Below are 25,779 nucleotides of genomic sequence, written 5' to 3' on the forward strand. Positions count from 1 at the left end.
TTCTGTTTGTAAAAGCAGGAGGATTTCTAATAAATTTGGCATTTTTTTTAGGTTAATCGTTGGAAAATTTTCCTAAATAAATGCCATTTTTTTATTTTTCCAAATACCTCAATTGGCGGTCATATTGAAGGAATAATCAATAATAAATTTATGCATATAAAAAAGAATATTTCTTTTAATTTTAATTTAAGCGTCAATATCAAGAATAAGCCAAATATACTAATCAATATCATCGGAATATTAGAGATTTTGATGGAAAAGCTATAAATACTCATTAAACTAGCAACAACAATCAAAGAAATCTTTTCTGTAGGCTGGTATCTTTCTATGCTTTCAGCTAAAAGTATAAAAGTAATGCTTACAAAAATGTATGAAGCCCAATCTGGACTTATAGTATTTACATAAGAGCTTCCAAAAGTAAAAAAGTTAGCCTCTGGGTATATCAAAGGCAATACGAAAAATGTTGATAAATAGTGGCTAATTCTGGCATTTTTTTGGAAAATAGCATATAAACCTTTTATACTCGTAGCTATAAATATGATAAATAAAAAGCCATTCAAATCATTATGAAAGTAATTTTTTGAAAAATAACTATATTCAAATAGGCTACTTAAATTGTGCCAATTACTATTGAAACCAAATCTTGTATGCAAATTAGCTAATCCATTAACAAATCCATAATTTTGTAACCATCTAACGTGCTGAATATAGTAAAGACCCTCGTCATAATGACCAGTTGCAAAGAAACACCTTATCCAAGTAGCTAAAAATGCATACAGAAAAATTATCAAAAAAAATATTTTCTTTTTTGAACAAATTGTACTTGGTAAGTAAATTTTCTTCTTTTTTAGTAAGAGAAGCCAAATTATGAAAGATAAAAGCTCAAGAGCAATTTGAAACTTATAATTGATGGGGATATAAATCGCAAAAATATCAACTAACCAATTCAAAATTGCTAAACCAATAAAATTGCATAAAACAATAGATTGAAAAGATGTTTTGAACCATTTTTCCAAAATGGCAGTAATAAAAAATCTACCCCAAGTATAGCTTAAAAAGAAAATATTTACCCAAGATAACAAAATGACTATCATTGCTTATGATAATTTTCAATCACCTTTCTCACATTTCCATATTGTTGCAGGAGTTCTTGTGCTTTTTCAGAGGTAATGTTTAATTCAGCAGTAATAATACGAATAGCTCGGTCAATGAGTTTGGTATTGGCAAGTTGCATATCTACCATTTTGTTGCCTTTTACTCTACCGAGTTGTATCATTGTAGTAGTAGAAATCATATTTAGTACCAACTTTTGGGCAGTGCCTGCTTTCATACGTGTGCTACCTGTGATAAACTCTGCTCCTACAATTACCTCAATAGCAATATCGGCATATTGAGCCACAGGAGTATTAGGATTACAAGTAATACAAGCAGTAAAAATGCCGTTTTCTTGAGCTTTTCGCAAGCCGCCTACTACATAAGGCGTTCTGCCCGAAGCGGCAATACCTACCAAAACATCAAGTTCGTTAATATGAAAATTCTGTAAATCTTTCCACGCTTGCTCGGTATCGTCTTCGGCAAATTCTACGGCTTTGCGGATAGCTTTATCACCACCAGCTATAATGCCAATTACCCAGTTATCAGGTACGCCAAAAGTAGGCGGACACTCCGAAGCATCAACAATACCCAAACGCCCACTCGTGCCTGCTCCTATGTAAAAAAGTCTGCCCCCCATTTGCATACGGGGTACAATTTCAGATATTAATTTTTCAATTTGTGGAATAGCTTTCTCTACGGCGAAGGGCACGGTTTTGTCTTCGGCGTTAATACCTTCCAAAATCTCACCAATAGACTTTTTTTCTAAATCTTGATATTTGGAATCGGCTTCGGTAAAGTTCATAAGTTCAAAAGTTCGGTAGCGTAAGGGTAGAGGGCATACTTACCATTCTATTGCTACAAAAATAAGTTTTTTCACTGATTTTGCTCATTTCTTACAAGTGTTTTTTTTGCTCAATTTGAAAAAACGAAACTCTTATGTTCAACCTCACGAATCAAAAAGGACTGATTGTAGGTATTGCCAACGAAAAATCTATTGCGTATGGTTGTGCCAAAATTTTAGCCGAGCAAGGTGCTGAACTTGCAATTACGTATCTGAACGAAAAAGCAGAAAAGTTTGTCCGTCCTCTTGCCGAAGGACTGAATGCAAATATCATTGCCCAAATGGATGTTCAGAAAGAAGAGGAAGTAAAGGCAGTTTTTGAGCAAATTACCCAAAAATGGGGGAAATTAGATTTTCTTATACATTCCATTGCTTTTGCACCTCTGGAAGACTTGAAAGGTAGGCTTATTGATTGCTCTGCTGATGGCTTCAAATTGGCAATGGATATTAGCTGTCATTCATTTATTCGTTTAGCTCATTACGCAGAAAACTTGCTTTTACAAGGGCGAGGTTCACTGATTGCTATGAGCTATTATGGCTCGGAAAAGGTTATAAAAAACTATGCCATTATGGGACCTGTGAAAGCCGCTTTGGAAAGTACAGTACGTTATTTAGCTTTTGAATTGGGTGAGAAAGGCATTAACGTCAATGCAATTTCGCCGGGTACTATTGCCACGCGTGCCGCAGGAGGTTTGAGCGACTTTGATGAACTAATGAAAAAAACCGAACAAATTACACCACTCAAACGCTTGCCTACCATTGAAGATGTGGGTAAAATGGCGGCTTTCTTAATTTCAGACGAAGCTCAATATATTACAGGAGATACGTTCTACGTAGATGGAGGCTATCACATTATGGGAGTGTAGAGCCAAACATTTCTGAAAAAATTAACTTCTCCTTAACATAAAAATCTTACATTTGTAAAAATTAAACTATAAGTCTATGGCAACGGCAAAAACTAAAAATACCACTTCCAAAGAAAAAGAAATTTTGGTAAATGGTAATGGAAATGGCAATGGTAAGCACGAAAACCAGTGGCTTTCGCCTTTCGGCAATTTTATGAACTCTCAATGGTTTGAGCAGTGGCAGGAAACTTTGAAAAACCCTTTTGGGCAAAAAAAGGAAAAGCAAGAAATAGAAAATCCTTCTGTCGAGTGGCTTACCTCGCAATGGACAGCTTGGCAAAATTGGTGGCAAGAGCTTGCCAAAGCTGTAGCTGAAGATAGCGTTGAAAAAGCTCAAAAGCATATAGGCGATTTCTTACTCAATGCCGAATTGCAAAAGCCTCTCATTAGTGCCGCCGATAGTTTCTTAGAACTCTCACAGCATATCCTTGATTTCAAGGAATTTATAGATTATGCTACTATTGCACTCAATAAAAAGCCTGAATGGGTTACGCCTAATGTAGTGGTAGGTAAATTACGTTGCTTTGATTTGCGTCAGTTTTCTCCTAAAATAGATAAGACGAAATCGGCTACGTTAGTGCTTCCGCCTTTCGCAGGGCATTACTCTACCATTGCTGATTTTTCTGAAAAACAAAGCCTTGTAAAGCACCTAATGGACTATGGTGTTCCGAATGTTTATTGTTTGGATTATCATAGTGCTACCAAAGAAATGCAATACTACAATGTAGATGATTATCTGGCTCAGTTAGATGTATTTGTAGATGATATTGGCGACCACGTAAATCTCATAGGCTTGTGCCAAGGGGGCTGGTTTGGGGCAATTTATACGGCTCGTTTCCCTCAAAAAGTAAGAACTTTGGTGGTAGCAGGCTCGCCTATTGATACCAAAGCAGGCGATGGACACCTTGAAAATACCGTAGATAACGCATCTCCTACCTTTTTCAGCAATCTTGTAAAAATGGGACAAGGCGTAATGGACGGCAAATTTATGGTGCAAGGCTTCAAGAATATGAATTTTATGCAACATTATTTTGAAAAATACCAACGCCTCTATAAAATGGTAAAAGGTGCTCAAAATGATGAAGCGGGTCTGGAGCGTTACGAAAATTTTGAAATTTGGTACGAGAATACTATCAATTTACCCGGTAAATGGTATGAGCAAGTGATTGATGAACTTTTCCGCAACAATCATTTTGTTAATGAGCAATTTGTTGCTTTGGGCAGAAAGGTTAGTCCAAAAGATATCAAATGCCCCGTGTATATGCTTGCAGGTGATAAAGATGATATTACTTTGCCTGAACAAGTGTTTGATATGGAAAAATACATTGGTACTCCTAAGGAAAAACAAGCCAAGGGTTTAGCCCAAGCAGGGCATATTGGATTATTTATGGGACGTGCCGTGCTTTCCAAAAATTGGAAAGAAATTGCTGAATGGATGATGAAACATCAATAAAAAATTTATGAGCGGCAACATTAACTCAAATAATGTTGCCGCTTATCAAAATTATGTGTTTTATGTGTGGTATTCGCTTCAATCACGAAAAATTTGCCCATCAATGTTACCATTGTGGTAAATTAGCCTTACAAGAAGAACTCTTTTTCTTTCAGAAAAAAGGTATTTGGCTCTGCGAAGAATGTTTGGAAAAAGAGGAACAAAACAACAAAGGAATAATTGAAAAAAGTAGCAACCTCAAAGAATAGATAAAAATTGAGGTTGCTACTTTTTCTATATATGCACTTCCATACCCGATTTCACAAGGTCAGTAATATCAACCCTTACCCCAATGTATTTGTAAGGCTTGCCTTCGCTATCTAATACACCGCCAATGGTAGCAATTACCCAATAAGGTGTGCCGTCTTTGGCTCGGTTTTTTACAATACCTTGAAAGATTTTCCCTGCTTTGATAGTATCCCAAAGATTTTTGTACACTTCTTTGGGCATATCGGGGTGGCGGACAATGTTATGAGGCTTGCCGATAAGCTCTTCGCGAGAATACTTGGAAATTTTGCAGAAGGTATCATTTACAAAAGTAATAGTTCCAAATTTATCCGTTTCAGAAACAATAGCGGCGGCATTGAGCAGATTGGTGCGAGCTTCTATTTCTGCTGATAGTCTATCTATCTCTTCTTCGCGACGAGCTATATCTTTATGAATAGTCTTCAAAAGTAATTTCATTTTCTCTTCTGTACTTTGATAGTTTGCCTGCATTTCTTTCAAAAGAAACACTTTGTAAAATTTCCCCTTTTCATATTCAAAGGTGCTTTCAATCATTTCTGCTAATGCTTTTTGCCCATCTAACTTTTTGATACTAACAACATTGGTATTGGTTTCAGATTTGAAGGGCAAAATTACATACTGCGACAAAGACGTATTACGCAAATCTACCGAAGTAGCACTGAAAAGTTGTAGAGCCGCAGGATTCGCATAGATAATTTTCTCTTCTCCTGTGGTAATTACGATAGGCTGATGGATATTTTCAAAAATATCCTTCGCCGCTTGTGGTGTTGTAAAAGCGTTCATAGGAATGAAAATAGTTTAGGTACAAGAAAAAAATGGATATTTGTATTAAGGCGCTAAGTATTTTTCTACTTGCATACCTCTTTTGATAAGGTCGGTGATATCAATTCTTACACCGATATATTTGTAAGGTTTGCCCTCGCTATCCAGTACGCCGCCAATGGTAGCAATTACCCAGTAAGGCGTTCCGTCTTTGGCTCGGTTTTTTACGATACCTTGAAAGATTTTCCCTGCTTTGATGGTATCCCACATTTCCTTGAAAACGGCTTTAGGCATATCGGGGTGGCGAACAATATTATGAGGCTTGCCAATGAGTTCTTGGGGTGTATATTTAGCGATTCGGCAGAAAGTGTCATTCACAAAAGTAATAGTGCCATATTGGTCGGTTTCGGAAACAATGGCGGCGGCGTTGAGTATTTGGGTACGAGCTTCTATTTCTGCCGAGAGCTTATCAATTTCTTCTTCTCTGCGAGCTATATCCTTATGAATGGTTTTGAGCAAGAGTCTTATCTTTTCTTCTGAGCTTTGGTATTGAGTTTGCATTTCTTTGAGCAAAATAATTTTGTGCATTTTGCCTTCATATTCGGCAAGGCTTTCAATAGCTTCTACCAAAGTGGTTTTATCTTCATTAAGTTTTTTTATGTTAGCAATGCCTTTCCCTTCTTCTCTTTTGTAAGAGGCAGTAAGAAAGTTTTTCAAGGGGGTATTTTTAATATCTACAGAAGTGGCGTTCAAGAGTTGTAATGCCGCAGGGTTAGCGTAAATCAAATTATCCAATTCGTTAGCAATAAGAACTGGTTGATGAATATTCTCAAATAGTTCTTTTACAGGTCGTAAGGAAGTGCGTGGCGTGTCCATAGTAGTAAGCATTAGCAATTTCTCTTGCAAAAATAATATAGCTGATTAAGGAAAAAAATGAAAAGTTTCATAAGAATAGATGATAAAAATCAAAAAAAATGTAAATTTGAAGGGTAACTACTCAATTTATGGAAAACATATCTACCGAAAAGCAAATTGAACTTTTAGAACAAAACTTGCACAAGGTAAAAGGCAAATTTACATTGGCAGATGCTTCCGCTATTACAGGAGTACCCATAGAATATGCTCGCGAACTTCTCAATGCTTTGATGAGCAAGTATATTTGTCATTTACAAGTAACTGAAAATGGAGATTTAATTTATGATTTTGGTACTTCGCCCACGCGTCGCGATGCCAAAACTTTTGCTGAACATTTCAAAGATTTTCAAAACTTTCTATGGAAGGCTTTTAAGGTATTTTTCAAAGCGTGGATAGCGGTTACTTTGGTAGTGTATTTTGTGATTTTTTTACTAATTCTTTTGGCAATTATTATTGGAAGTCTGAGCGGTGGGAAGGATAGTAAAAGATCAAGTAAAGGTGATGGGGCGTTGTTTCGGCTCATAGGCAATATTTTTTACGCAATTTTCAGGTGGCAAACCATTCAAAATGCAACCTACTACGAAAAAGACCGATACGGCTATCCTTACAAAACTTACAAGCCACAAGAATTTTCACTTTTTCCTAAAAAAGATAACAACCCTAAATCCCAAAAAAACTTTATTAGTGCAGTTTATGATTTTGTTTTTGGACCGCCTCGTGTAGAACCCGAGCCTCTTGCCAATCAGAAGGAAGCCGCCGCTTATGCAAGAAAAAATAAAGGTGTAATGGTGCTTTCGGAGTTTAAGGCTCTTACAGGGTTAAAAAATGAAGAAGCTGAAAATTTGATGACTGATTGCATTGCTCGTTACAACGGCTCGGCAGAAATTAGTCCCAATGCCGTTTTATATGCAGATTTTTATGAACTTACCCGTAGCAAAATCCAAACAGAAGATGCTCCTATTATTTTTTACTGGGACGAGTATGAGCCTGAATATGTGCTTACAGGCAATACAGCAGGAAAAAACACTTGGATAGCCTTTATGAATAGCTTTAATTTACTTTTTGCACTTCTAATGTTAGGGGGCTATGAAGATTGGAGTAATGATATGGGTGTAAGCCCTGATGTTATTTATTACGGATTAGGAGTAGTTCCATTGGCGTTTTCAATTATTTTTTTTGCAGTGCCTATTTTTAGGTATTTTGTTCTTATTCCGAAAAGAAAACAAAGGCACAAGAATAATATCCGTAAGCGTATTGCGAAAGTTATTTATCAGATAGGCTCAAAAAGAGATTTGAATATCAATGAAATTCTTGCAGAGGTAAATAAAGCGGAAGGTTTGGAAAAACTTTCCAAAGTACAAGTAGAAAAAATTATGAACGAAATGATTATTGATTGGGGCGGTGAAGTTAATGTTCAAAGTGATGATACACTGATTTATTCATTTTCACAAATGAAAACAGAGTTACAAGAAATCCAACAAATTCGTTTGAAAAGAGTTGATGAAGGCTTGGGGAAAATCTATTTTGATACAAATAATTGACAAAAAATTTGGTATTTATCCGAATTTGTTATACATTTGCACCTCATTTTAGAAAAGCAGAAAAATAGCAATATTTATGAAAAACGCATTGCTTCAAGCTGTGGAAGCCGAAGTGCTTGCCAAGCGTGCCGATATACCTGATTTCAAGGCGGGTGATACTGTGAATGTGTATGTAAAAATTAAAGAAGGAAACAAAGAGCGTATTCAGCAGTATCAGGGGGTAGTAATTCAAAGAAAAAATACTAACAGCATCAACGAAACCTTTACGGTGCGTAAAGTTTCAAATGGTGTAGGAGTAGAGCGTATTTTCCCAATTTTCTCGCCAAGTATAGATAAAATTGAGGTTATCCGCAGAGGAAAGGTACGCAGAGCAAGAATCTACTATCTACGTGGCAAAACAGGTAAAGCGGCTCGTATCAAAGAATTGCAATCATAAGATTTTCTTTTTTGCCAAGACCTTACGAACTACTACATAGTTCGCAAGGTCTTGATTTTTTACAAAATCAGTTGAGCTATCTCCTCGGCTACAGTAGTACCGATAGCTACTCCCATACCATTTAAGGCTACTCCTACGGCAATATTTTGCGTACAACATTCTATAATTGGCTTACGATTGGGTGTGAATGCCATTATACCAGCCCAAGTTTGCTCTATTTCAAATTCTTGATTGGGAATAATAAGCGTTTTGAGCTTTTCAATTAAATTATTGATGATTTTGGGCGTATTTTTGAGTTCAGTGGTAGTTTCTCCTTCAAAATCTAAATTTCTGCCTCCTCCAAATAAAATTTGGTTTTTTCCTACATTTCGGAAATAGTAAAATCCTTCGTCAAAATGAAAATTACCTTTGAATAAAAGTTTTTTCAAAGGTTTGGTAACTAAAACTTGCCCTCTGCCCGGCTTTACAGGGTAATGCGAGAAAAACTGCCCCACAAAACCATTGTTGCAAATAGCTACCTTTTTTGCAAAAAAAGAAATTTCCTGATTAACAAGCACTTCTACGCCATTTTCAAAATCTCTGAACTGATTTACATTGCAACCATTCAAAATTTTTACTCCTTTTTTCTGCACATACTCCATTAAAGCACTGATGAGCTTGCCTGAATGTAATTGCCCCTCAAAGCCGTTGTAAATGAGCATTTTCGCAAGTTTTTCATTAAACCCAAATTTCTGAATTTGTTCTTGTGGGCTAATATGAAAAACTTTTTCCTGAAAAATTGGGTGTAAAAGTTTGTTGAGGTAATCAACTTTTTGCTCAAAATTTTCGGAGATTTCCAAAATAATTTCATAGCTTCCTGCTTGCTTGTATTCCATTTTTTTATCTGAAATACGCTTTCGTAAAGCCTGCAAGCCTTTCCAACGCTTTTCTACAAGTTCTAACATAGCCTTTTCGCCTACGGCTTGAATATCGGCAAGCAATTCGGTAGGTTTGCCAAAACACGCAAATCCTGCATTTTTCGTGCTTGCACCCGAAGGGAAAATACCTTTCTCTAAAATCAGTACTTTGGATTTGGGCTTTTTTTCTACCAAACTCGCCGCTACCGATAAACCCACCAAGCCGCTTCCTACAATAATGTAGTCGTATTTTGTGAAACTCTCTTTTTCCCAATAGCTGAGCATATTTATTGTACGTTATTACAGAAAAATACAAAAAAGCAAAGTTTTAGCAATTTACAATAATTTTCTGTATAATTGATAAAAATTCTCAACTTATATCTGCTTTATGAAAGAGAGGTAAATTTTCTTTTAGCAATGAATTAGTGAAATTTCTTTACCAAAAACACACAAGTTCTTGAAAAATATCTTTAATTTGCGGCGGGCTTAGCTTGTTTTCCAATGAAAGTTTTTCGGGCAGTTATCATCATATTTTGGAGTGCTTTTCTGGCGATAGCCTTGCAGTTTAGGCTCGCTGAAATTCCTTTCTTGAAAAATTACATACCTGAACAATTGGCTTCGGCTCCACCTTTGGGCAGATTTTTAGACCCTTTCAATGGATTTTGGCAAAATGCAGAAGCTAAAAAACGTCCTACGGAAATTAAAATACAAGTTCCAGAGCTAAAAAACAAAGTAGAAATTTGGTTAGATAGTCGTCTTGTACCACATATTTTTGCTCAAAATGATTATGACCTTTATTTTGCACAGGGTTATATGATTGCGTCTGAAAGACTTTGGCAAATGGATTTTCTTACCCGATTTGCCGCAGGCAGGCTTTCAGAAGTTTTAGGCGAAAAAGCCCTTGAAATTGACCGCTCCCAACGCCGAATGGGTATTCTGCATTCTGCCGAAAGAACACTTGCCAATTTGAAGGATAGTATTTCCAAAATGGTTTTACAGGCTTATGCTGATGGGGTAAATGCTTACATTGCTTCGCTGAAACCTCATCAGTTCCCTTTGGAATATAAAATTTTAGATTACGCTCCCGAGCAATGGTCGCCGTTGAAATCAGTGCTGATGCTCAAATATATGGCTTATGACCTTTCTATCGCTTATACTGATGACTTTGCCAACAGCCTTGCCGCTTCAATGTATTCGGAAAAGGCTATTGATAGTCTTTTTCCAAATACACCCTATCGCATAGAGCCTGTTATTCCTCAAAAAACATCTTTGGATTTCAAACCTTTGAAAAAACCTCAAAGACCGCCCAAGTATGATTCTATCAGTAGGGCTTTGCATCAAAATTTGAAAGAACTGCAAAGTCTATTACAAGCTCAAGCCGCAGGCGAAAAAGTAAAGGGTAGCAATAACTGGGCTGTTGGAGCAAAAAAAAGTGAAACGGGTTTTCCTATTTTAGCAGGAGACCCTCATTTAAGCCTGAAACTGCCTTCTATTTGGTACGAAATGCAACTCATTAGCCCTACTTGCAATGTGTATGGAGTAACTTTGCCCGGCACCCCTACTATTGTGATAGGGTTTAATGAAAAAATTGCTTGGTCGCTTACCAATGCTTACACCGATGCTTCTGATTTTTACCAAATTCGCTTCAAAGATGATAAATTAGACGAATATTGGCACAATGGCACTTGGAAAAAAACTATTACTCGTAAAGAAACCATTAAGGTAAGAGGCAGAGAAAAAGAGGTAGTAGATTACATTCGTTATACGCATCACGGAGCTATTGTTTTAGAAAGCCCCGCTAAATTAGTTGCAGGTGAGCCTAATAAACTTTACTCTTTGGAAGTACCTTACAGGCACGCCTTACGTTGGACAGCCCACGATACCACTACTAACGAAATCATAGCCTTTTACAAATTAAACCGAGCCACCAATTACAAAGAATTTCAAGAAAGTTTTGTTACTTTTGGCTATCCTACGCAAGTAGTGGCTTATGCCGATGTAGATAAAAACATTGCTTTGCAAGTAATTGGCAAAATTCCTTTGCGTTGGAATGGACAAGGAAAATACATTTTAGATGGTTCTAATTCAACTTACGAGTATCAAGAATTTATTCCTTACAGCCAAAATCCGAAAGTTTTTAATCCCGAGCAACAATATGTAGCCTCTGCAAACCAACTTATCGCAGATACGCTCACATATCCATATTATTTGGGTTACGAATATGTTTCGCCTGAAAGGGCTATTCGTATCAATGAGCGTTTGCGTTCTTGGACAAAAGTGAAATATGAACAAATGCGAGAACTGCAAAATGATGTTTTAGGCATACACGCCCGTGAGTTACTTCCTGCTTTACTTTCGCTTTTAGATAGCACACAGATTTCCAAAGAAGGGCAAAAAATTTTGCAAATTCTCAAGAAATGGGACTATCTCTACAAAGCCGAGTCGCTTGGGGCTACCTGTTTTGAGGCTTGGTATGATGAACTTCGTAAGGCGATTTGGGCTGATGAATTGGGCAGTATTTCGCATTACCCCGTCACAGACCAAATGATTAGAATTGTTTTGAAAGATACAACTTCTCATTGGATTGATAACAAGAACACCAAAGAAATAAAAGAAACCTTAAAGATACTTGTACAAGAGAGTTTTGAAAAGGCTACTCAAATTTTGCAAAGCAAGCATCAAGGAAATGATGAAAACTGGGCTTGGGGCAAATACAAAGGCTTTGAGCTAAAGCACTTGCTTATTCCAAATTTAGGCATAAAAAATTTGATGACATCAGGTTCTAAACGCACTGTAAATGCCACAGGTAGCGACCACGGACCCTCGTGGCGTATGATTGTAATGCTTGGTGCAAATACGCCTAAGGCTTATGGAATTTATCCGGGTGGGCAGTCGGGTAATCCGGGCAGTTTTTATTACGACAATATGGTAGAAAATTGGCGTTTGGGCGAACTGGAAGAGCTAATTTTCCTGAAAAATACCCAAAGCCGTAATCCGAAAATTCTTACCAAAATTGTAATGGAAACAAATTGATTCTTATGCAAAAACTTGTTATCAACAATTTTGGACCTATTAAACAATTAGACCTTGATATTAAGGAAATAATGTTATTTATAGGTGTGCAAGCCAGTGGAAAAAGTACCGTTGCAAAAACCGCCTTCTTTTTTAAGTCTTTGAAAGATGATTTGTATAAATTTCTATTCAACTCCTTTGAAAAAAATGATTTTCAAAAACCCATAGGAAATTTTGCAAGGGTTGTTCGTCAAAAATTCTTAAACTATTACGGAGCAAGCACCTATTTGAGCGATATACAACTTCATTTTACATATACCCATAAATTGTGGATAAGTATAGAGCTTGAAAGAACAAATAAATATGTTACTCCAAGATTTAGTGAATTATTTAAAGAAAGGTTTAATGAGTTAGCCAGAAAGGTCAGTAATTATGCCAATAAATATCATAGTAAAAACTTTTCTTTGCTTACTTCTAACGACCTTGAACAGATTGAAAGTGAAAAAAAGATTTTCTTTCAACAAATCCGCAAAGAGTGCGAGGAATTATTTCAAGAAAATAGAGAATGTATATTTATACCTGCGGGTAGAAGTCTGTTGGCGGTACTTTCTGAACAACTTCAAAATATAGATACGCGTAACATAGATTTATTAACTAAAAGTTTTCTTGAAAAAATTACGTTTATCAGACCTTTTTTTAGAAAATCGTTGCGAGAGTTATTGATTGAAAAACGATGGCTTTTTAATATATCGCCCCAAGAAAATGAAAAACTTAATTTAGCTATACAAACTATTGAAAAAATCTTGAAGGGGGAATATCGTTCTGATGCTAGCGGTGAAAAAATTTTTCACGCAGAAAATAAGTATGTCAAACTTAATTTTGCCTCTTCGGGGCAACAAGAATCTCTTTGGATTTTACTTTTACTTTTTATTATTCTTTCAGAGCAAAAAAGTGCTTTTATTGTTATTGAAGAACCCGAAGCTCATTTATTCCCTGAAACACAGAAAGAAATTATCAATCTTATTGCGTTAGTTGCTAATCAGAATAATTCACAAGTAATGATTACTACGCATAGTCCTTACATATTGGCTTCTTTCAATAACTTAATTTTAGCTCATAAAGTTGGAAATTTTCAAAAAGAAAAGGTCAAAGAAAAAATAAATCCTTTTTTTTGGATCGATAGCGAACGAATTACTGCATATTTGTTGAATAATGGAGAAATTACAAACATTATTGATAAGGAACTAAAAATCATTCAACAAGAGCAATTAGATACAATTTCACAAACTATAAATGCAGAATTTGATTTTTTGTTTCAGTTTGAAAGTGAATGGTGATGGCTTGCGAACCTTTTGATAAGTGTTCTGAATTTATTGCTGAAAAAAGAAATATAGTAAGCATTGTTGATAAGAAATCATCAAATAAATTTATTTACGAAAATCATCGCCAAGATGAACTTTCAAAATATAAGATTGATGGCTGTTTAATAAATGATAATGGTGCAAAATGTGATTTTTTGTTATTGAATTGTACGCTTAAAAAATCTTATTTTATAGAACTTAAAGGTTCTGACTTACTGAAAGCTATTGAGCAGATTGAACGCTCAATTGACTTGCTTCATTGCAACTTTCAAGATTTTTCCGTAGAGGCACGAATAGTTCTTACACGCACTAACACCATAGATTTAAAGAGCACCAAACTAATAAAATTTGAGAAAAAATTAAAAGAACTGAATGGTAGTCTCAAAAGGCAAAATAGAGAAATGAGAGAACTAAACTAAATTATCTTAAAATGAAATACCAACGAATACTTTTGAAACTGAGCGGTGAGGCTCTTGCAGGCGATAGGCAGGAGTATGTTATCAATCCGCAGATTTTGGAGCGTTACGCCAAAGAAATCAAGAAAGTAGTAGAAAAAGGTGTGCAAGTAGCCATTGTAGTAGGCGGAGGCAATATTTACAGAGGCTCAGAGGCGAATGTTTCAGGCATTGATAAGGTGCAAGGCGATTATATGGGAATGCTCGCTACCGTTATCAATGGAATGGCTTTGCAAAGTGCTATTGAAAAGCAGGGCATTTACACACGCTTGATGTCTGCTATTCGGATTGAACAAGTTTGCGAGCCTTTTATTCGCCGAAGAGCTATTCGCCATTTGGAAAAAGGACGTGTCGTGATTTTTGCCGCAGGCACGGGTAATCCTTATTTTACCACAGACTCTGCCGCCTCTTTGAGGGCTATTGAAATTGAGGCACAAGTTGTGCTGAAAGGTACAAAAGTAGATGGCATCTACACCGCTGACCCTATGAAAGATAGTTCTGCTACTCGTTACAATAATCTTACCTTTGATGAAGTGTATCAGAAAGGCTTAAATGTGATGGATATGACTGCCTTCACACTTTGCAAAGAAAACAATTTGCCGATTATTGTGTTTGATATGAACCAAGAAGGTAATCTTTTGCGTATTGTGGAAGGTGAGGAAGTAGGAACTTTGGTAGCAATGGAAGCAAATTAGTAAAAAGTTTTCAACAAAATTTATTCATATATGTATAATTTTACGCTTTTTCTGCATTCTTGGTCGCGTTGGTTAGTTTTAATTTTGGCAGTAATTGCCATTTTCAAGAGTCTTACGGGTTGGCTCGGTAAGCAATCGTTTAGCAAGCAAGATAATATTTTGGGGGCTTCTTTTGTGGGTTCTATGCACTTGCAACTGCTTTTAGGCTTGCTTTTGTATTTCTTTTTAAGCCCTATGGGGCTAAATGCAATTCAAGAGGTAGGAATGAAGGACGTAATGAAAAGCCCTTTGTACCGCTATTGGGCAGTAGAACATTTCGTTACAATGACTTTAGCGGTAGTTTTGGCACAATTAGGTAGAATACAAAGTAAAAAAGCCTCTACCGATTTAATGAAGCATAAAAAAGCCTTCATTTTTTATACAATTGCTCTTGTTTTGGTTTTAAGCCGAGTGCCTTGGGATAGATTGGGCAGAGGATTGTAAGTGAAATACATTCAGATTTTGAACAGCAGTTGGGTTGGGTGTAAAACTTGTTTGCTTGCTTTTCTTTTGAAAGGAAAACAAGCCTTTCGCGTTTTTTTGTTTTTTTTCCTTTTTTCTGATGTCATATTTGCCCAAAAAAGCCTAAAACTGCATTTTCAGCCTTTAAGGGCTTATTCTTATCAAGATAAATTCCCTGATTCGGTTTCAAGAGAAAGATATTTGCAAAACTTTTTGCAGGAAATCAGGCGAAAGGGTTTTTGGTATGCTTATATCGTAGAAAAAAAATATCAGAAAGAAACTTTGCTTGTGCAAATACAATTAGGAGAACTTGTACTATGGAAAGAACTACGTCAGGGGAATGTAGAAAAGAATTTTTTAGAAAAAATCAAGCTCGCAAATTTCAAAAAACAGCCTTTTGATTATGAGGATTTTCGTAAAATAACTGAAAAAATTCTCTCAAATGCAGAAAACAGGGGGTATCCTTTCGCTCAGGTGCAGTTAGATAGTCTGCAAATAGAAAACAATCAGGTATCGGCAAGTTTGCTTATGCAAAAGGGTTTTTTCGTAACTTGGGATACCATAAGCCTGAAAGGAAATTTGAAAATCAGACGTAAATTTTTAGAAAAATACCTTCAAATCCGAAAAGATGAACCATACAGCCAGCAAAAACTTCAAAAAGCAGAAAAACTGCTCAAAAATTTAGGCTTTGTAACTTTTCATAAATCTACCGAAGTTGTTTTTGAAAATCAGCGGGCAAAACCTGTATTCTATCTCAATCAGGGGCAGAGCAATGCCATAGACGGAGTGCTGGGCTTTATGCCGAATGAACTTGCCCCACAACAACTTTTACTGACAGGGCAAGCCCAGGTTCGCTTGCGAAACCTTTTTAACTCTGCTAAAAGTCTTGAATTAGAATTTCAGCAAACCAAGCCTCGTCATCAGTTGCTCAATATTTTTTACAAACACCCTGTTCTATTTGGCTCGCGTTTGCAGGGAGAATTTGATTTCAAACTCTTGCGGGAAGATACTAATTTCGTGAATATTTATCGCAACATTCGTTTTGCCTATCTTTTGAATGAAAAATCTTTTTTGAAATTTTTTGGTGGTTGGCAAACCTCGCAAACTGGCTTTACGCCCAAACCTAATAATCCTTTACCCCTTACCCAAGAAACACGCTACAATTTCTATGGCATAGGTTACGAATGGAACAGCACCGATAATCTTTTCTTGCCCAAAAATGGGTTACATTTTTTGGTGCAGGTGCAAACAGGTAACAAAAAAATTACTCCCATTCCTTTTTTGCCTGCAAGCCTTTATCAAGATATTGAACTAAACTCTTTACAAACAGCTTTGGAGGGGCAGTTTCATTATTACAGAATGTTTAATCGTAAAAATGGTATCTACGGACGTTTGGGAGGAGCAAAATTATTCAATCCGAATTTGGTACAAAACGAATTGTATCGTTTGGGGGGCTTGTTCAATTTACGGGGCTTTAATCAGAATTTTTTCTTTGCTTCGGCTTATGTACTTGGTACGTTGGAGTATCGTTTATTTTGGGAGGAGGAATCCTATTTTTTCTTTTTTTACGACCAAGCCTTTTTACAAACGCAAGTTTTACGGAATTTTACACAAGAAACCCCTTTGGGCGTAGGCGGGGGTATTAGCTTTCGCACCAAAGGGGGAATTTTTAATCTGACGTATGCTTTGGGAAAATCTGAAACACAAAATTTTAGCATAGCTAAATCCAAAATTCACTTCGGATTTACAAGCAGATTTTAGAAGCGTTTCAGATTGGTAGAACGAAACTCTCCATCAGTGATTTGTAACTCTACCCCTGAATTATTTACTACTGTACCATAGAACTTTCCCGCATAAACTTTTTGTACAGTATCTATTTCAGTAATGGTGAATTTGCCATTTTTGAAAGAGTAAGTATCAAAGGTATTGCTATATTTGGGGTAATAAATACCATAAGCTTTGTTGGGGCTATTGGTAGCTCCTGTAAGTAAAAGGTCGTATTCGCCTGCTTGTGTGGCATTAACATTGATATTGATGGTTTTTTCATTTTGGTGCATATTGCTGGTGATATTACAAGTGAACATATTACCTACTATTTTACCATAGCTGGCATTCCAAGCAGAAGTTTCTACTAATACCCCATTGACTTTGAAACGCACAAAATCATTCGGATTAGTAGAAACTTCGTTTTTATTTTTTTTACCGCAGGCAGTCAATAAACCTACTGAAAGGACAAGTGATAAAATTCTTTGAAACATAATTTTTAAGGATTTAAGGTTAAACTTACATAAAAATTACATCAAATTTTATGCCAAAACAAAAAAAGCCTTTCCATAAGAAAGGCTTTTTCCCGTATGAAAAAGTGTTAAACAGGTGTTTGAATAACCAAGTATCTATTCTCAAACATAGATACTTCTTCCGCTGTAAAGGTAACCAAAAAATTATCAAAAAAGTTAAAAAAAATCTTGAATTTATCCTGAAAAATCTAATTGCTCAAAATGGGCAAACTTTTTGATAAAGTTTAATTTACATCATCAATTTGCCAAATGTTAATGGTTCTATCATCGCTTCCACTCAATAGCCATTGTGTAGAGGTATGCCACAAAAGTTTATTGATAGAAGTGCCGTGTCCTGCGTAGCGTGCTTTGTCAATTACTTTCAGAAGCTGAAAGTTTTGGCTATCCCAAATTTTGATAGATTTATCCATACTACCTGTGGCAAAATATTTTCCACAGGGGCTGTTTGCTATGTGGTTGATAGCAAACAAATGAGCAGGAATATCTTTCACAAGCTCATAATTTTCAGTAATACTCCAAACTTTCAGATGAGCATCACGGCTACCACTGATAAGAAACTTTCCGCAGGAACTATAAGTTAAAGCAAATACTGAGTTTTTATGAGCTTGCCATTCGTGCAGTAATTTTTTGAGTTTTATGTCAAAAATTCTTATGTGGTAGTCGCTATAACCTACGGCTAAATGTTGATTTTCAGAGTGAATAGCTATGCTTCTTGCCGAAAGCATACTATTAAGAAAAGTGTGCTGAATACGCCAGTTTGCCAAATCAATGATTTGCACAGAGCCATCGGCATTGGCAGTGAAAAGATAATTTTGGTAGTTTTTGAGGTCAAAAATGGCATTAGAGGTGGTTTTGAGCGTTTTTTTTTCTTGCATTTTATCCAAATCAATCCAATGCAAACCTTCCATATTTTGCCCTATAATAAGGGCTTCAAATTGAGGTAAAGCACACAAAGCATAAACAGAATGGGGGACTTGTGCGACTAATTTGCCAATTTCAGGTTTTTGTAAATCCCAAATGGCAATCAGCCCATCTCCTCCTGCTGAAAAAAAATGATGATTTGTGATGCCATTTTCCAAACTATACACACAATCGCGATGCCCTGTGAGGGTGTTGATTTTTTGAGCATTGAGCCTTTGCATTGAAAAGAATTTTTGTCAGAAAACAATAAAAAAACCTCATAGGTTTTTGGTAAAACCTACAAGGTTTGAAAAGTTTGATTATTGTGTTTAGGAGGCATCAGCCTCGTTATCTTCGGTATCGGTTTCGCCTGTAATTCCTTGTTTCCATTTACGGTAGCGAGCGGATATTTTACGAGCAATTTTTTCGTAATTTTTCCAATTATCTTCTACGTGATAAATGGAAGGCAAGTCGGAGGCAAGAGTTCTTTCGTAATCTTTTTTGTATTTACCACTTTGGTAATAATACTGACAGAATTCATTCCCTTCTTCATTAAAAAGTTCTGAACCTAGGTAGCCGTCCCATACCGCACTTAGGATAGAGCAACTGATTTGCCTACGGCGAAAACGCAAAATTTGCAGAGCCGCTTCTTCCTCAAAAAAATCGCTGTACAAATCGTTTTCACAAATCCAGCCTAAAAACATTCCTATATGTACATATGCCTGCTCAATGGGCAAAACACTCGGAAAGTTTCCCAAAAAATGATGTTTGGCTCTATCATAAATGAAATTCTTATGCTTATTGGATTGAGATAAGACCGCCATAAGTGTATCTTTTTAGCAATTCAAATTTAATAATTTTTTTAGAAAAAAATCAAATTTTTCTAATTTTTTTCGCAAAAAAGAAAAATGGAGTGTAAATTCCTCTGTTTTTAGGGCTGATTTTTGATGTTTATGAAAATTTTTGCAAATTTTTTTTGCAAAAATAAATTGTTTAGAATTATTCTAAATAGCTAAATTCCCAAATCTTGCCTGATAGCTTTTATCTTTTCTTGTAAAACTTGCTGAATTTTCTCGGTATTTTCTTGGAAATCTGTTTTGAGATTGAAATAAAACTTAATTTTAGGTTCAGTTCCCGAAGGACGAACAGAAATTTTAGTTCCATCGGCGGTGAAAAATTGAAGAACGTTTGATTTTTCATCAAAATTTAATGGCTTTTCTGTATGGTTTTGCCAATCTTTTTCGGTAAGGGCTTGATAATCTTTGACTTTTGCGACAGGCGAACCTGCTAAACTTTTCGGTGGATTCTGTCGGAAATTATTCATCATTGATTTGATTTCTTCCATTCCTGCAACGCCCTTTTTGGTAAGCGAAACCAAAGCGTCTTCGTACCAGCCAAATTCTTTGTAAATGTGCAAAAGCATAGCGTACAAACCGCCAAAATGTTCTTGGGCGTAGGCAGTCATTTCGGCAATGAAGGCACAAGCTGAAATTCCGTCTTTATCTCTTACAAAGTCCCCCACCAAGTAGCCGTAGCTTTCCTCGCAACCTGCAATGTAAGTAGCTTTGCTCTCGTTTTCACGCATTACAGAGGCAATGTATTTGAACCCTGTGTAAGTGTTGTAACATTGTACGCCAAATTTTTCGGCAATCGCATCAATGAGTTCAGTAGTTACAATAGTTTTTACGATGTATTCTTTACCTTTGAGCTTTCCAAGTTTTTGCCACATTGTAAGCAGATAATACATCAGCAGTACGCCTGTTTGGTTGCCGTTGAGCAGTACGAAATTGCCTTGTAAATCTCTTACCGCAATTCCTACTCGGTCGGCATCGGGGTCGTTGGCAAGCACTAAATCAGCGTTGATTTCTTTGGCTTTTTGTAAAGCAAGTGTAAGAGCTTCCGCCTCTTCGGGATTAGGATAAATAACCGTTGGGAAATTACCATTGGGTTCGGCTTGCTCTTGAACAATATGAACATTCTGAAAGCCAAATCTTTGCAATACTTTGGGTACAAGCGTAATGCCTGTGCCGTGTAAGGCTGTATAAACAATGCTTAAATTCGTGTATTTTTCGTTCAATTCAGGGTTTAAGGAGAGTTTAGCTACTTCTTGCAGATAGATTTCGTCAAAAGTTTCATCAAGATATGAAATTAAATTTTTTTGAGAGCTAAAATTTATATCTTGAATTTTTACCTTTTTAACTTCTGCAATAACGCCTTCATCGTGAGGTTTGACGAGTTGCGAGCCGTCATTCCAGTAGGCTTTGTAGCCGTTGTATTCTTTGGGGTTATGCGAGGCAGTAAGCATTACACCACTTTGGCAACCCAAATGGCGAATAGCAAAAGAAAGTAGGGGAGTAGGGCGTAAGGATTGAAACATATACACTTGCACCCCATTTGCCGAGAAAACATCGGCGGTGATTTGTGCAAATTCTCGGCTTTGGTTGCGGCTATCGTAAGAGATAGCAACTTTGATAGGTGTGGGAAAGGTTTTTTTCAGATAATTGGTTAATCCTTGTGTGGCAAGTCCTACGGTATATTTATTCATTCGGTTAGTGCCAATGCCCATAATTCCTCGTAAGCCACCTGTGCCAAATTCTAAATCTTGAAAAAAAGCCTCTTGCAACTCTTGAGGGGCTGTTTGCTGCATTTCAGTAATAGCTTGGCGAGTAGCTGTATCGGTATGACTGAGCCACTCTTGGATACGTTCTTGCATAATTATTTACTCAATTTTGGTACAAAATTTGATTTATCCTGCACAAAAATACAAAAATCATCTTTTTTTGAGAATTTAGCGAATTTTTTTGTAATTTTACCAAAACATACACTAATTGAAAATTGCCTATGAAACACTTATTTACGCTACTGCTATTTTGTTTGCTTTCAAATATTGGTTTTGCCCAAAAATGGCAAGAACTGAATGACCAAGGCAGACAGCTTCGTAAAGAGAAAAAGTACAATGAGGCGATAGCCGCCTTTGAGAAAGCACTTGCAAAATTGGACTCAAAGAGCAAAAATTATGCTATTGTGATGAACAATTTGGCTCTTACGTATGATGATATGCAGAATTTTGCCAAAGCCGAAGAGTGTTACAAAAAAGCCGCAGACATCTATAAAGCAACCGTAGGAGAGAAAAATGAGAATTATATCACTACCATTGAAAATTTGGGCTATTTATACCAACAACAAGGCAAATTTGCTTTGGCAGAAGAATATTATTCACAGGCTTTGGCTTTGAACAAAGAAGTTTTAGGCACAAAAGACCCTCGTTATGCAGAGGCTTTGGAAAGTCTTGCCAAACTCGCCGAAAAAGCAGGCAAACGCGAACGTGCCGAAGCTCTTTATATTGAGCATCTTAAACTGCAAAAAGATAATTTAGGTGAAAAAGACCCCACCTACGCCTCGGCTATGGAAAATTTGGCAAAGTTTTACCAAAATGAGGGAAAATTCACGCTTGCCGAAGATTATTTCAAAGATGTTATTAAAATTCGCAAACGTAATAAACAAGAGCAAAGCCCTGAATACGCCAATACACTCAATAATTTAGCCATTCTCTACAAGGTTTCGGGGCGACCTGCTCTTGCTGAAACTACCTATGAGGAGGCTCTAACAATTTATAAAGCCACTTTGGGCGAAAAAAGTAACGCTTATGCTACCATTGTAAAAAACTTGGCTGATTTGTATTTTATGCAAGCCAAATATGCCAAAGCCGAAGAGTATTACAAAATCTCTCGAAATATTATCAGAGAAAATGTGGGTGATAAGCACCCTGATTACGCCCTTGCCTTGAAAGATTTAGGCAAAATTTATTACATTCGTAGTGAATATGCTGAAGCAGAAAAGGTTTTCTCGCAAGCCATAGATATTCTGAAAGTGCGTGGTAAAAACAATCGTGAGTATGCCTCACTCATCAATGACTTGGCAAATATCTATCGTATGCAAGGGCTTTTAGAGAAGGCAGAACCTTTGCTTGCAGAATCTATTCAAATCAGTAAGGAAATTTATGGCAACAAACACCCTGACTATGCTCGTTCGCTTTACAATTTAGCCCTTTTGTATGCTCGTAAAGATGGGCAAAGCGAACGCGTTGAAAAAATGTATCAGGAAACTCTTGCCGCCTGCCGTGATAATCCTGCTGATGCACAACTTTACAGCTCAGTGCTGAATGCCCTTGCCAATATCTACAACAACCGAGGCGATTTTGAAAAAGCAGAGCCGCTTTATCAAGAAGGCTTAAAAATTGCAAGAAAAAATTTAGGTAAAAAACACCCCGCCTATGCTCGCTCTTTGAACAATTTGGCGGTAATGTACCGACAAAAAGCTAAATTTGAAAAAGCCATAGAACTTTTTAACGAAGTGGCTCAAATCAGAAAAGAAACTTTGGGCGAAAAACACTTAGAGTACGGCAGAACTTTGCGTAATATCGCCGAGTTGTATTACGTCCAAAAACAATACGACAAGGCTGAACCTTATTACACAGAAGCCAATCACATTTTTTTAGACCAAATTCGTAAAAACTTCGCTACGCTTTCTGAAAAAGAAAAGGAAGTGTTTTTCAAATATTTTCAGCAGTCATTTGTGATGTTTCATTCATTTATGCTCTTGCGTAAAGATGCCAATCCTGATTTGATAGAAGAAGCCTACAACAATCAGTTGGCAATCAAGGGGATTATGCTTTCGGAGCAAAATCGTTTGCGAAGCATTATTCTTAAAGGAAAAGACCAAGAACTCACAAAACTCTATCAAAAGTGGCAAGCAAAGAAAGACTCGCTTGCTCAGATTTATATGAAAAACAATGAAACGGATAGTGTGCGTATCAATACAGAACCTTTGGAAAAAGAAATTGAAGAAATTGAAAAGCAACTTTCGCTCAAATCGGCACTTTTTGCCCAAACACAGCATAGAAATTTCACTACTTTCAAAGATGTACAAAACGCATTAGGGCTTGATGAAGTAGCGGTTGAAATTGTGCGTTTTCACAAGTTTGAATATCGTTTCACAGATAGCGTGTATTATGTGGCTTTTGTAGCTTCCAAAAATCATTCCAAACCGCAATTAGCTTTTCTGTGGCGTACTACCCCCAAAACAGAACAAGAGGAGCTTGCTTTTTACCGAAATTCTATACGCACTCGTAAAGAGGATTTGGCTTCTTACAATTTATTTTGGAAGCCGATTGAACAAAAAATTAGGGAAATCAACCCGAATGCTAAAAAAGTATATTTGGCTTGCGATGGAGTGTATTATGCAATCAATCCGAATACGCTTTTGAACCCTGAAACCAAAAAATATTTGATAGATGAGCGTCCTGTGCAGATTGTGATTAGTACAAGAGATGTCGCAAAACTAAAAAATACTACACAGCATCTTGCTTTGAAAAATGCTTTGCTATTAGGTTACCCCGACTACGAAGCAGACGAAGCAGATGGCATTTCTGCCCCTGTGGATACATTGAAATTAGCGGAATTAGATGATATTACTCGTTATCGTAGTACAATTGTGAGCTTGCCAGGTACTCGCAAAGAAGTTGATGCTATTGAAAAGCTCCTGAAAACCAAAAATATAGAGGTACAAAAGCTCATTGAAAAAAAGGCAAATGAGAAAAGTATAAAAGAGGCTCAAAGCCCAACGATTTTGCATATTGCTACTCACGGATATTTTTTAGAAGATGTGGAAGAGGATTTGAACGAAGCAAAAACTTCAGAAAGCAAAGCTAAAAATATGAACCCGCTTATTCGTTCGGGGCTTTTGCTGGCGGGGGTACAAAAAACTTTACGAAAAGAAAGAAAGCCTAATGAAGATGGAATGCTCACTGCTTTTGAGGCTCAAACGATAGACTTGGGCGAAACAGACTTAGTAGTGCTTTCGGCTTGTGAAACAGGAGCAGGGGAAGTGAAAAATACCGAAGGTATTTTTGGCTTGCAAAGGGCTTTTCAGGTGGCAGGTGCTAATGCTGTGGTTACAAGCCTTTGGAAAGTAGATGATGCCGCTACCGAATTTCTGATGACTAATTTTTACAATTCTTGGATTAAAGGTGCAAATAAATACGATGCTCTGCATAATGCAATGAAAGAAACTCGTAAAAAATTTCCACAACCTTATTATTGGGGAGCATTTGTAATGGTGAATAATTAAGTGTATGCTTGCCAATAATACCTGCAAACATATTATGATTGAAAGATACGTTTTTTGCACATTTTTAGCTTTGATTTTTTCAATTACTTCCATTTCAGCTCAAAATGGAAGAGTAAATGAATACAATAACATAGGTTGGTACAACTATTTTGGAACTTTTAGACTTTCTAAAACTTGGGGCATACACACCGAGTATCAGTGGCGGCGTACCGAATGGATTAGTGCTTGGCAACAAAGTCTTTTGCGGGTAGGTGCGAACTATCAGTTGCACCCCAAAGTACAGATAAGAGTTGGCTATGGCTGGATTGAAACGTTTCCTTATAGCCAAACTCCTATCAATGCTTTTGGTAAAGATTTTACGGAGCATCGGCTTTTTCAGGCGGTTACGCTTACAGATAAACTTTCAAGAGTTGATGTATTACATCGCTTTATGTTAGAACAGAGGTGGCTTGGAGCATACTCCGATGCTTCTTTGCAAAGAGAGGATAGATATATTTTTCTCAATCGTTTGCGATATATGTTTCGCTTGCAAGTACCAGTTGTTAAAGAACCTGAAAAGGCATTTCCTTATGCGGCTATCTATGATGAAATTTTTATAGGTTTTGGAAAAAACTTAGGTGAGAATATTTTTGACCAAAATCGTTTAGGAATACTTGTTGGGTATCAGTTTGATAAGCGTTTCAAAGTAGAAGGGGGCTTTTTTAATCAGATTCTTCTGCTTGGTAGAGAAGTGAATGGGGTAAATATTCTGCAAAACAATACGGGTATTATCTTCAATGCTATTTTCAACATTTCTTTACAAAGACCCACCGAAGAATAAAAGCCAAAACCTATAAGATATAAGTTGCTCTTATAGGTTTTGTGATTTTACTTCAAGGTTTCTTTCACTTGGTCAAGGGGAACGATTTCTTCTTTGAAAATGTAAGCCCCTGTTTTTTCAGACTTCACCGCCTTAATTACTTTTGCGAAGTTTTTGGCATTGGGGTCTTCTTTTTTCAAGGTCGCAACTACTTTCTTTGCCATTGCTGTAAGGTTTTAAGGTTACTTAATTTCTTTGTGAATAGTGTACCTTTTGAGAATAGGGTTGTATTTTCTCAACTCTAAGCGTTCAGGGGTATTTTTTTTATTTTTGGTAGTAATATAACGAGACATACCCGGCATACCTGATGCTTTGTGTTCGGTACATTCTAAAATTACTTGCACACGATTTTCTTTTTTCTTCGCCATTGCCGTAAAATTTTAATTTTTTGTATGCTTTTCAAATGAGTGGCAAAGATACAAAAAAAAATTTAATTCACAA

24 protein-coding genes are annotated in these 25,779 nt (G+C 36.5%); 13 read left to right on the forward strand and 11 right to left on the reverse strand.

Translation table 11 applies throughout. From position 1 onward, the window contains the following. Positions 1–119: 119 nt before the first annotated feature. Both Rain11_RS11165 and murQ read right to left on the reverse strand, forming a co-directional pair. Positions 120–1,094 carry an LIC_10190 family membrane protein gene (locus tag Rain11_RS11165; protein ID WP_101359451.1) on the reverse strand — a complete coding sequence of 325 codons (975 nt, stop codon included), beginning with the start codon at positions 1,092–1,094 and terminating at the stop codon, positions 120–122. Continuing rightward, entirely contained in the window at positions 1,091–1,897 is an 807-nt protein-coding gene (gene murQ, locus Rain11_RS11170) for an N-acetylmuramic acid 6-phosphate etherase (RefSeq protein ID WP_101359452.1), read from the reverse strand. Before murQ ends, Rain11_RS11165 begins: the two co-directional genes overlap by 4 nt. Positions 1,898–2,031: 134 nt before the next feature. Between murQ and fabI the strand changes: the two genes are divergently transcribed. The 3 genes from fabI (at position 2,032) to Rain11_RS11185 (ending at position 4,542) form a co-directional block, all read left to right on the forward strand. Next, entirely contained in the window at positions 2,032–2,802 is a 771-nt protein-coding gene (gene fabI / locus Rain11_RS11175) for an enoyl-ACP reductase FabI (protein ID WP_101359453.1), read from the forward strand. 76 nt (positions 2,803–2,878) lie between these two features. Continuing rightward, positions 2,879–4,294, forward strand: a complete 1,416-nt coding sequence (locus tag Rain11_RS11180) for an alpha/beta fold hydrolase (protein WP_101359454.1) — start codon at positions 2,879–2,881, stop codon at positions 4,292–4,294. 32 nt (positions 4,295–4,326) lie between these two features. Continuing rightward, the gene (locus Rain11_RS11185) at positions 4,327–4,542 is read left to right on the forward strand and encodes a hypothetical protein (RefSeq protein ID WP_165778127.1); all 216 of its coding nucleotides are present in this window, start codon (positions 4,327–4,329) and stop codon (positions 4,540–4,542) included. Between the two features lie 25 nt (positions 4,543–4,567). On the opposite strand, the gene Rain11_RS11190 is transcribed toward Rain11_RS11185, so the two are convergent. Together Rain11_RS11190 and Rain11_RS11195 are read right to left on the reverse strand one after the other, a co-directional pair. Continuing rightward, entirely contained in the window at positions 4,568–5,362 is a 795-nt protein-coding gene (locus tag Rain11_RS11190) for a PAS domain-containing protein (RefSeq protein ID WP_101359456.1), read from the reverse strand. A gap of 45 nt (positions 5,363–5,407) precedes the next feature. Continuing rightward, complete coding sequence (locus Rain11_RS11195; protein WP_101359457.1) at positions 5,408–6,229, reverse strand: PAS domain-containing protein; 822 nt, start codon at positions 6,227–6,229, stop codon at positions 5,408–5,410. 116 nt (positions 6,230–6,345) lie between these two features. Between Rain11_RS11195 and Rain11_RS11200 the strand changes: the two genes are divergently transcribed. Together Rain11_RS11200 and rplS are read left to right on the forward strand one after the other, a co-directional pair. Continuing rightward, positions 6,346–7,797 (forward strand): hypothetical protein, encoded by a 1,452-nt coding sequence (locus tag Rain11_RS11200; RefSeq protein ID WP_101359458.1) that lies wholly within the window; start codon positions 6,346–6,348, stop codon positions 7,795–7,797. A 76-nt stretch (positions 7,798–7,873) separates the two neighbouring features. Beyond that, entirely contained in the window at positions 7,874–8,233 is a 360-nt protein-coding gene (gene rplS, locus Rain11_RS11205) for a 50S ribosomal protein L19 (protein ID WP_101359459.1), read from the forward strand. Between the two features lie 59 nt (positions 8,234–8,292). On the opposite strand, the gene Rain11_RS11210 is transcribed toward rplS, so the two are convergent. Continuing rightward, on the reverse strand, positions 8,293–9,414 hold the full coding sequence (locus tag Rain11_RS11210; RefSeq protein WP_101359460.1) for an NAD(P)/FAD-dependent oxidoreductase: 1,122 nt from the start codon (positions 9,412–9,414) through the stop codon (positions 8,293–8,295). Between the two features lie 216 nt (positions 9,415–9,630). Between Rain11_RS11210 and Rain11_RS11215 the strand changes: the two genes are divergently transcribed. From Rain11_RS11215 to Rain11_RS11240, 6 genes are read left to right on the forward strand one after another with little or no spacing between them, the layout of a single operon-like run. Then, positions 9,631–12,162 carry a penicillin acylase family protein gene (locus Rain11_RS11215; protein WP_101359461.1) on the forward strand — a complete coding sequence of 844 codons (2,532 nt, stop codon included), beginning with the start codon at positions 9,631–9,633 and terminating at the stop codon, positions 12,160–12,162. A 5-nt stretch (positions 12,163–12,167) separates the two neighbouring features. After that, positions 12,168–13,478, forward strand: a complete 1,311-nt coding sequence (locus tag Rain11_RS11220; RefSeq protein WP_133121579.1) for an AAA family ATPase — start codon at positions 12,168–12,170, stop codon at positions 13,476–13,478. Then, positions 13,478–13,921 (forward strand): hypothetical protein, encoded by a 444-nt coding sequence (locus Rain11_RS11225; protein WP_101359463.1) that lies wholly within the window; start codon positions 13,478–13,480, stop codon positions 13,919–13,921. Before Rain11_RS11220 ends, Rain11_RS11225 begins: the two co-directional genes overlap by 1 nt. A gap of 11 nt (positions 13,922–13,932) precedes the next feature. Further along, positions 13,933–14,652, forward strand: coding sequence for a UMP kinase (gene pyrH, locus Rain11_RS11230; protein WP_101359464.1), 720 nt, complete (start codon positions 13,933–13,935; stop codon positions 14,650–14,652). Positions 14,653–14,682: 30 nt separating this feature from the next. Beyond that, the gene (locus Rain11_RS11235; protein ID WP_101359465.1) at positions 14,683–15,135 is read left to right on the forward strand and encodes a hypothetical protein; all 453 of its coding nucleotides are present in this window, start codon (positions 14,683–14,685) and stop codon (positions 15,133–15,135) included. Between the two features lie 51 nt (positions 15,136–15,186). After that, positions 15,187–16,914, forward strand: coding sequence for a POTRA domain-containing protein (locus Rain11_RS11240; protein ID WP_101359466.1), 1,728 nt, complete (start codon positions 15,187–15,189; stop codon positions 16,912–16,914). Here Rain11_RS11240 and Rain11_RS11245 read toward each other — a convergent pair. From Rain11_RS11245 to Rain11_RS11265, 4 genes are all read right to left on the reverse strand, one after another. Continuing rightward, positions 16,911–17,411 carry a hypothetical protein gene (locus tag Rain11_RS11245; protein ID WP_101359467.1) on the reverse strand — a complete coding sequence of 167 codons (501 nt, stop codon included), beginning with the start codon at positions 17,409–17,411 and terminating at the stop codon, positions 16,911–16,913. The genes Rain11_RS11240 and Rain11_RS11245 overlap by 4 nt on opposite strands. A 263-nt stretch (positions 17,412–17,674) precedes the next feature. Continuing rightward, positions 17,675–18,592, reverse strand: a complete 918-nt coding sequence (locus Rain11_RS11255) for a WD40 repeat domain-containing protein (RefSeq protein ID WP_101359469.1) — start codon at positions 18,590–18,592, stop codon at positions 17,675–17,677. 87 nt (positions 18,593–18,679) lie between these two features. Beyond that, on the reverse strand, positions 18,680–19,174 hold the full coding sequence (locus Rain11_RS11260; RefSeq protein ID WP_101359470.1) for a DUF7832 domain-containing protein: 495 nt from the start codon (positions 19,172–19,174) through the stop codon (positions 18,680–18,682). A 188-nt stretch (positions 19,175–19,362) separates the two neighbouring features. Beyond that, on the reverse strand, positions 19,363–21,063 hold the full coding sequence (locus Rain11_RS11265; RefSeq protein WP_101359471.1) for a phospho-sugar mutase: 1,701 nt from the start codon (positions 21,061–21,063) through the stop codon (positions 19,363–19,365). Between the two features lie 128 nt (positions 21,064–21,191). Between Rain11_RS11265 and Rain11_RS11270 the strand changes: the two genes are divergently transcribed. Both Rain11_RS11270 and Rain11_RS11275 read left to right on the forward strand, forming a co-directional pair. Next, on the forward strand, positions 21,192–24,479 hold the full coding sequence (locus Rain11_RS11270) for a CHAT domain-containing tetratricopeptide repeat protein (RefSeq protein ID WP_101359472.1): 3,288 nt from the start codon (positions 21,192–21,194) through the stop codon (positions 24,477–24,479). Between the two features lie 4 nt (positions 24,480–24,483). Beyond that, complete coding sequence (locus Rain11_RS11275; RefSeq protein ID WP_243390587.1) at positions 24,484–25,299, forward strand: DUF2490 domain-containing protein; 816 nt, start codon at positions 24,484–24,486, stop codon at positions 25,297–25,299. 47 nt (positions 25,300–25,346) lie between these two features. Here the strand turns inward: Rain11_RS11275 and Rain11_RS11280 are convergent, their stop codons facing one another. Beyond that, positions 25,347–25,502 (reverse strand): DUF4295 domain-containing protein, encoded by a 156-nt coding sequence (locus Rain11_RS11280; protein WP_101359474.1) that lies wholly within the window; start codon positions 25,500–25,502, stop codon positions 25,347–25,349. 18 nt (positions 25,503–25,520) lie between these two features. Further along, complete coding sequence (gene rpmG / locus Rain11_RS11285) at positions 25,521–25,706, reverse strand: 50S ribosomal protein L33 (RefSeq protein ID WP_101359475.1); 186 nt, start codon at positions 25,704–25,706, stop codon at positions 25,521–25,523. Positions 25,707–25,779: the final 73 nt, after the last annotated feature.

The organism is Raineya orbicola, assembly GCF_002843425.1.
Taxonomy (GTDB): domain Bacteria; phylum Bacteroidota; class Bacteroidia; order Cytophagales; family Thermonemataceae; genus Raineya; species Raineya orbicola.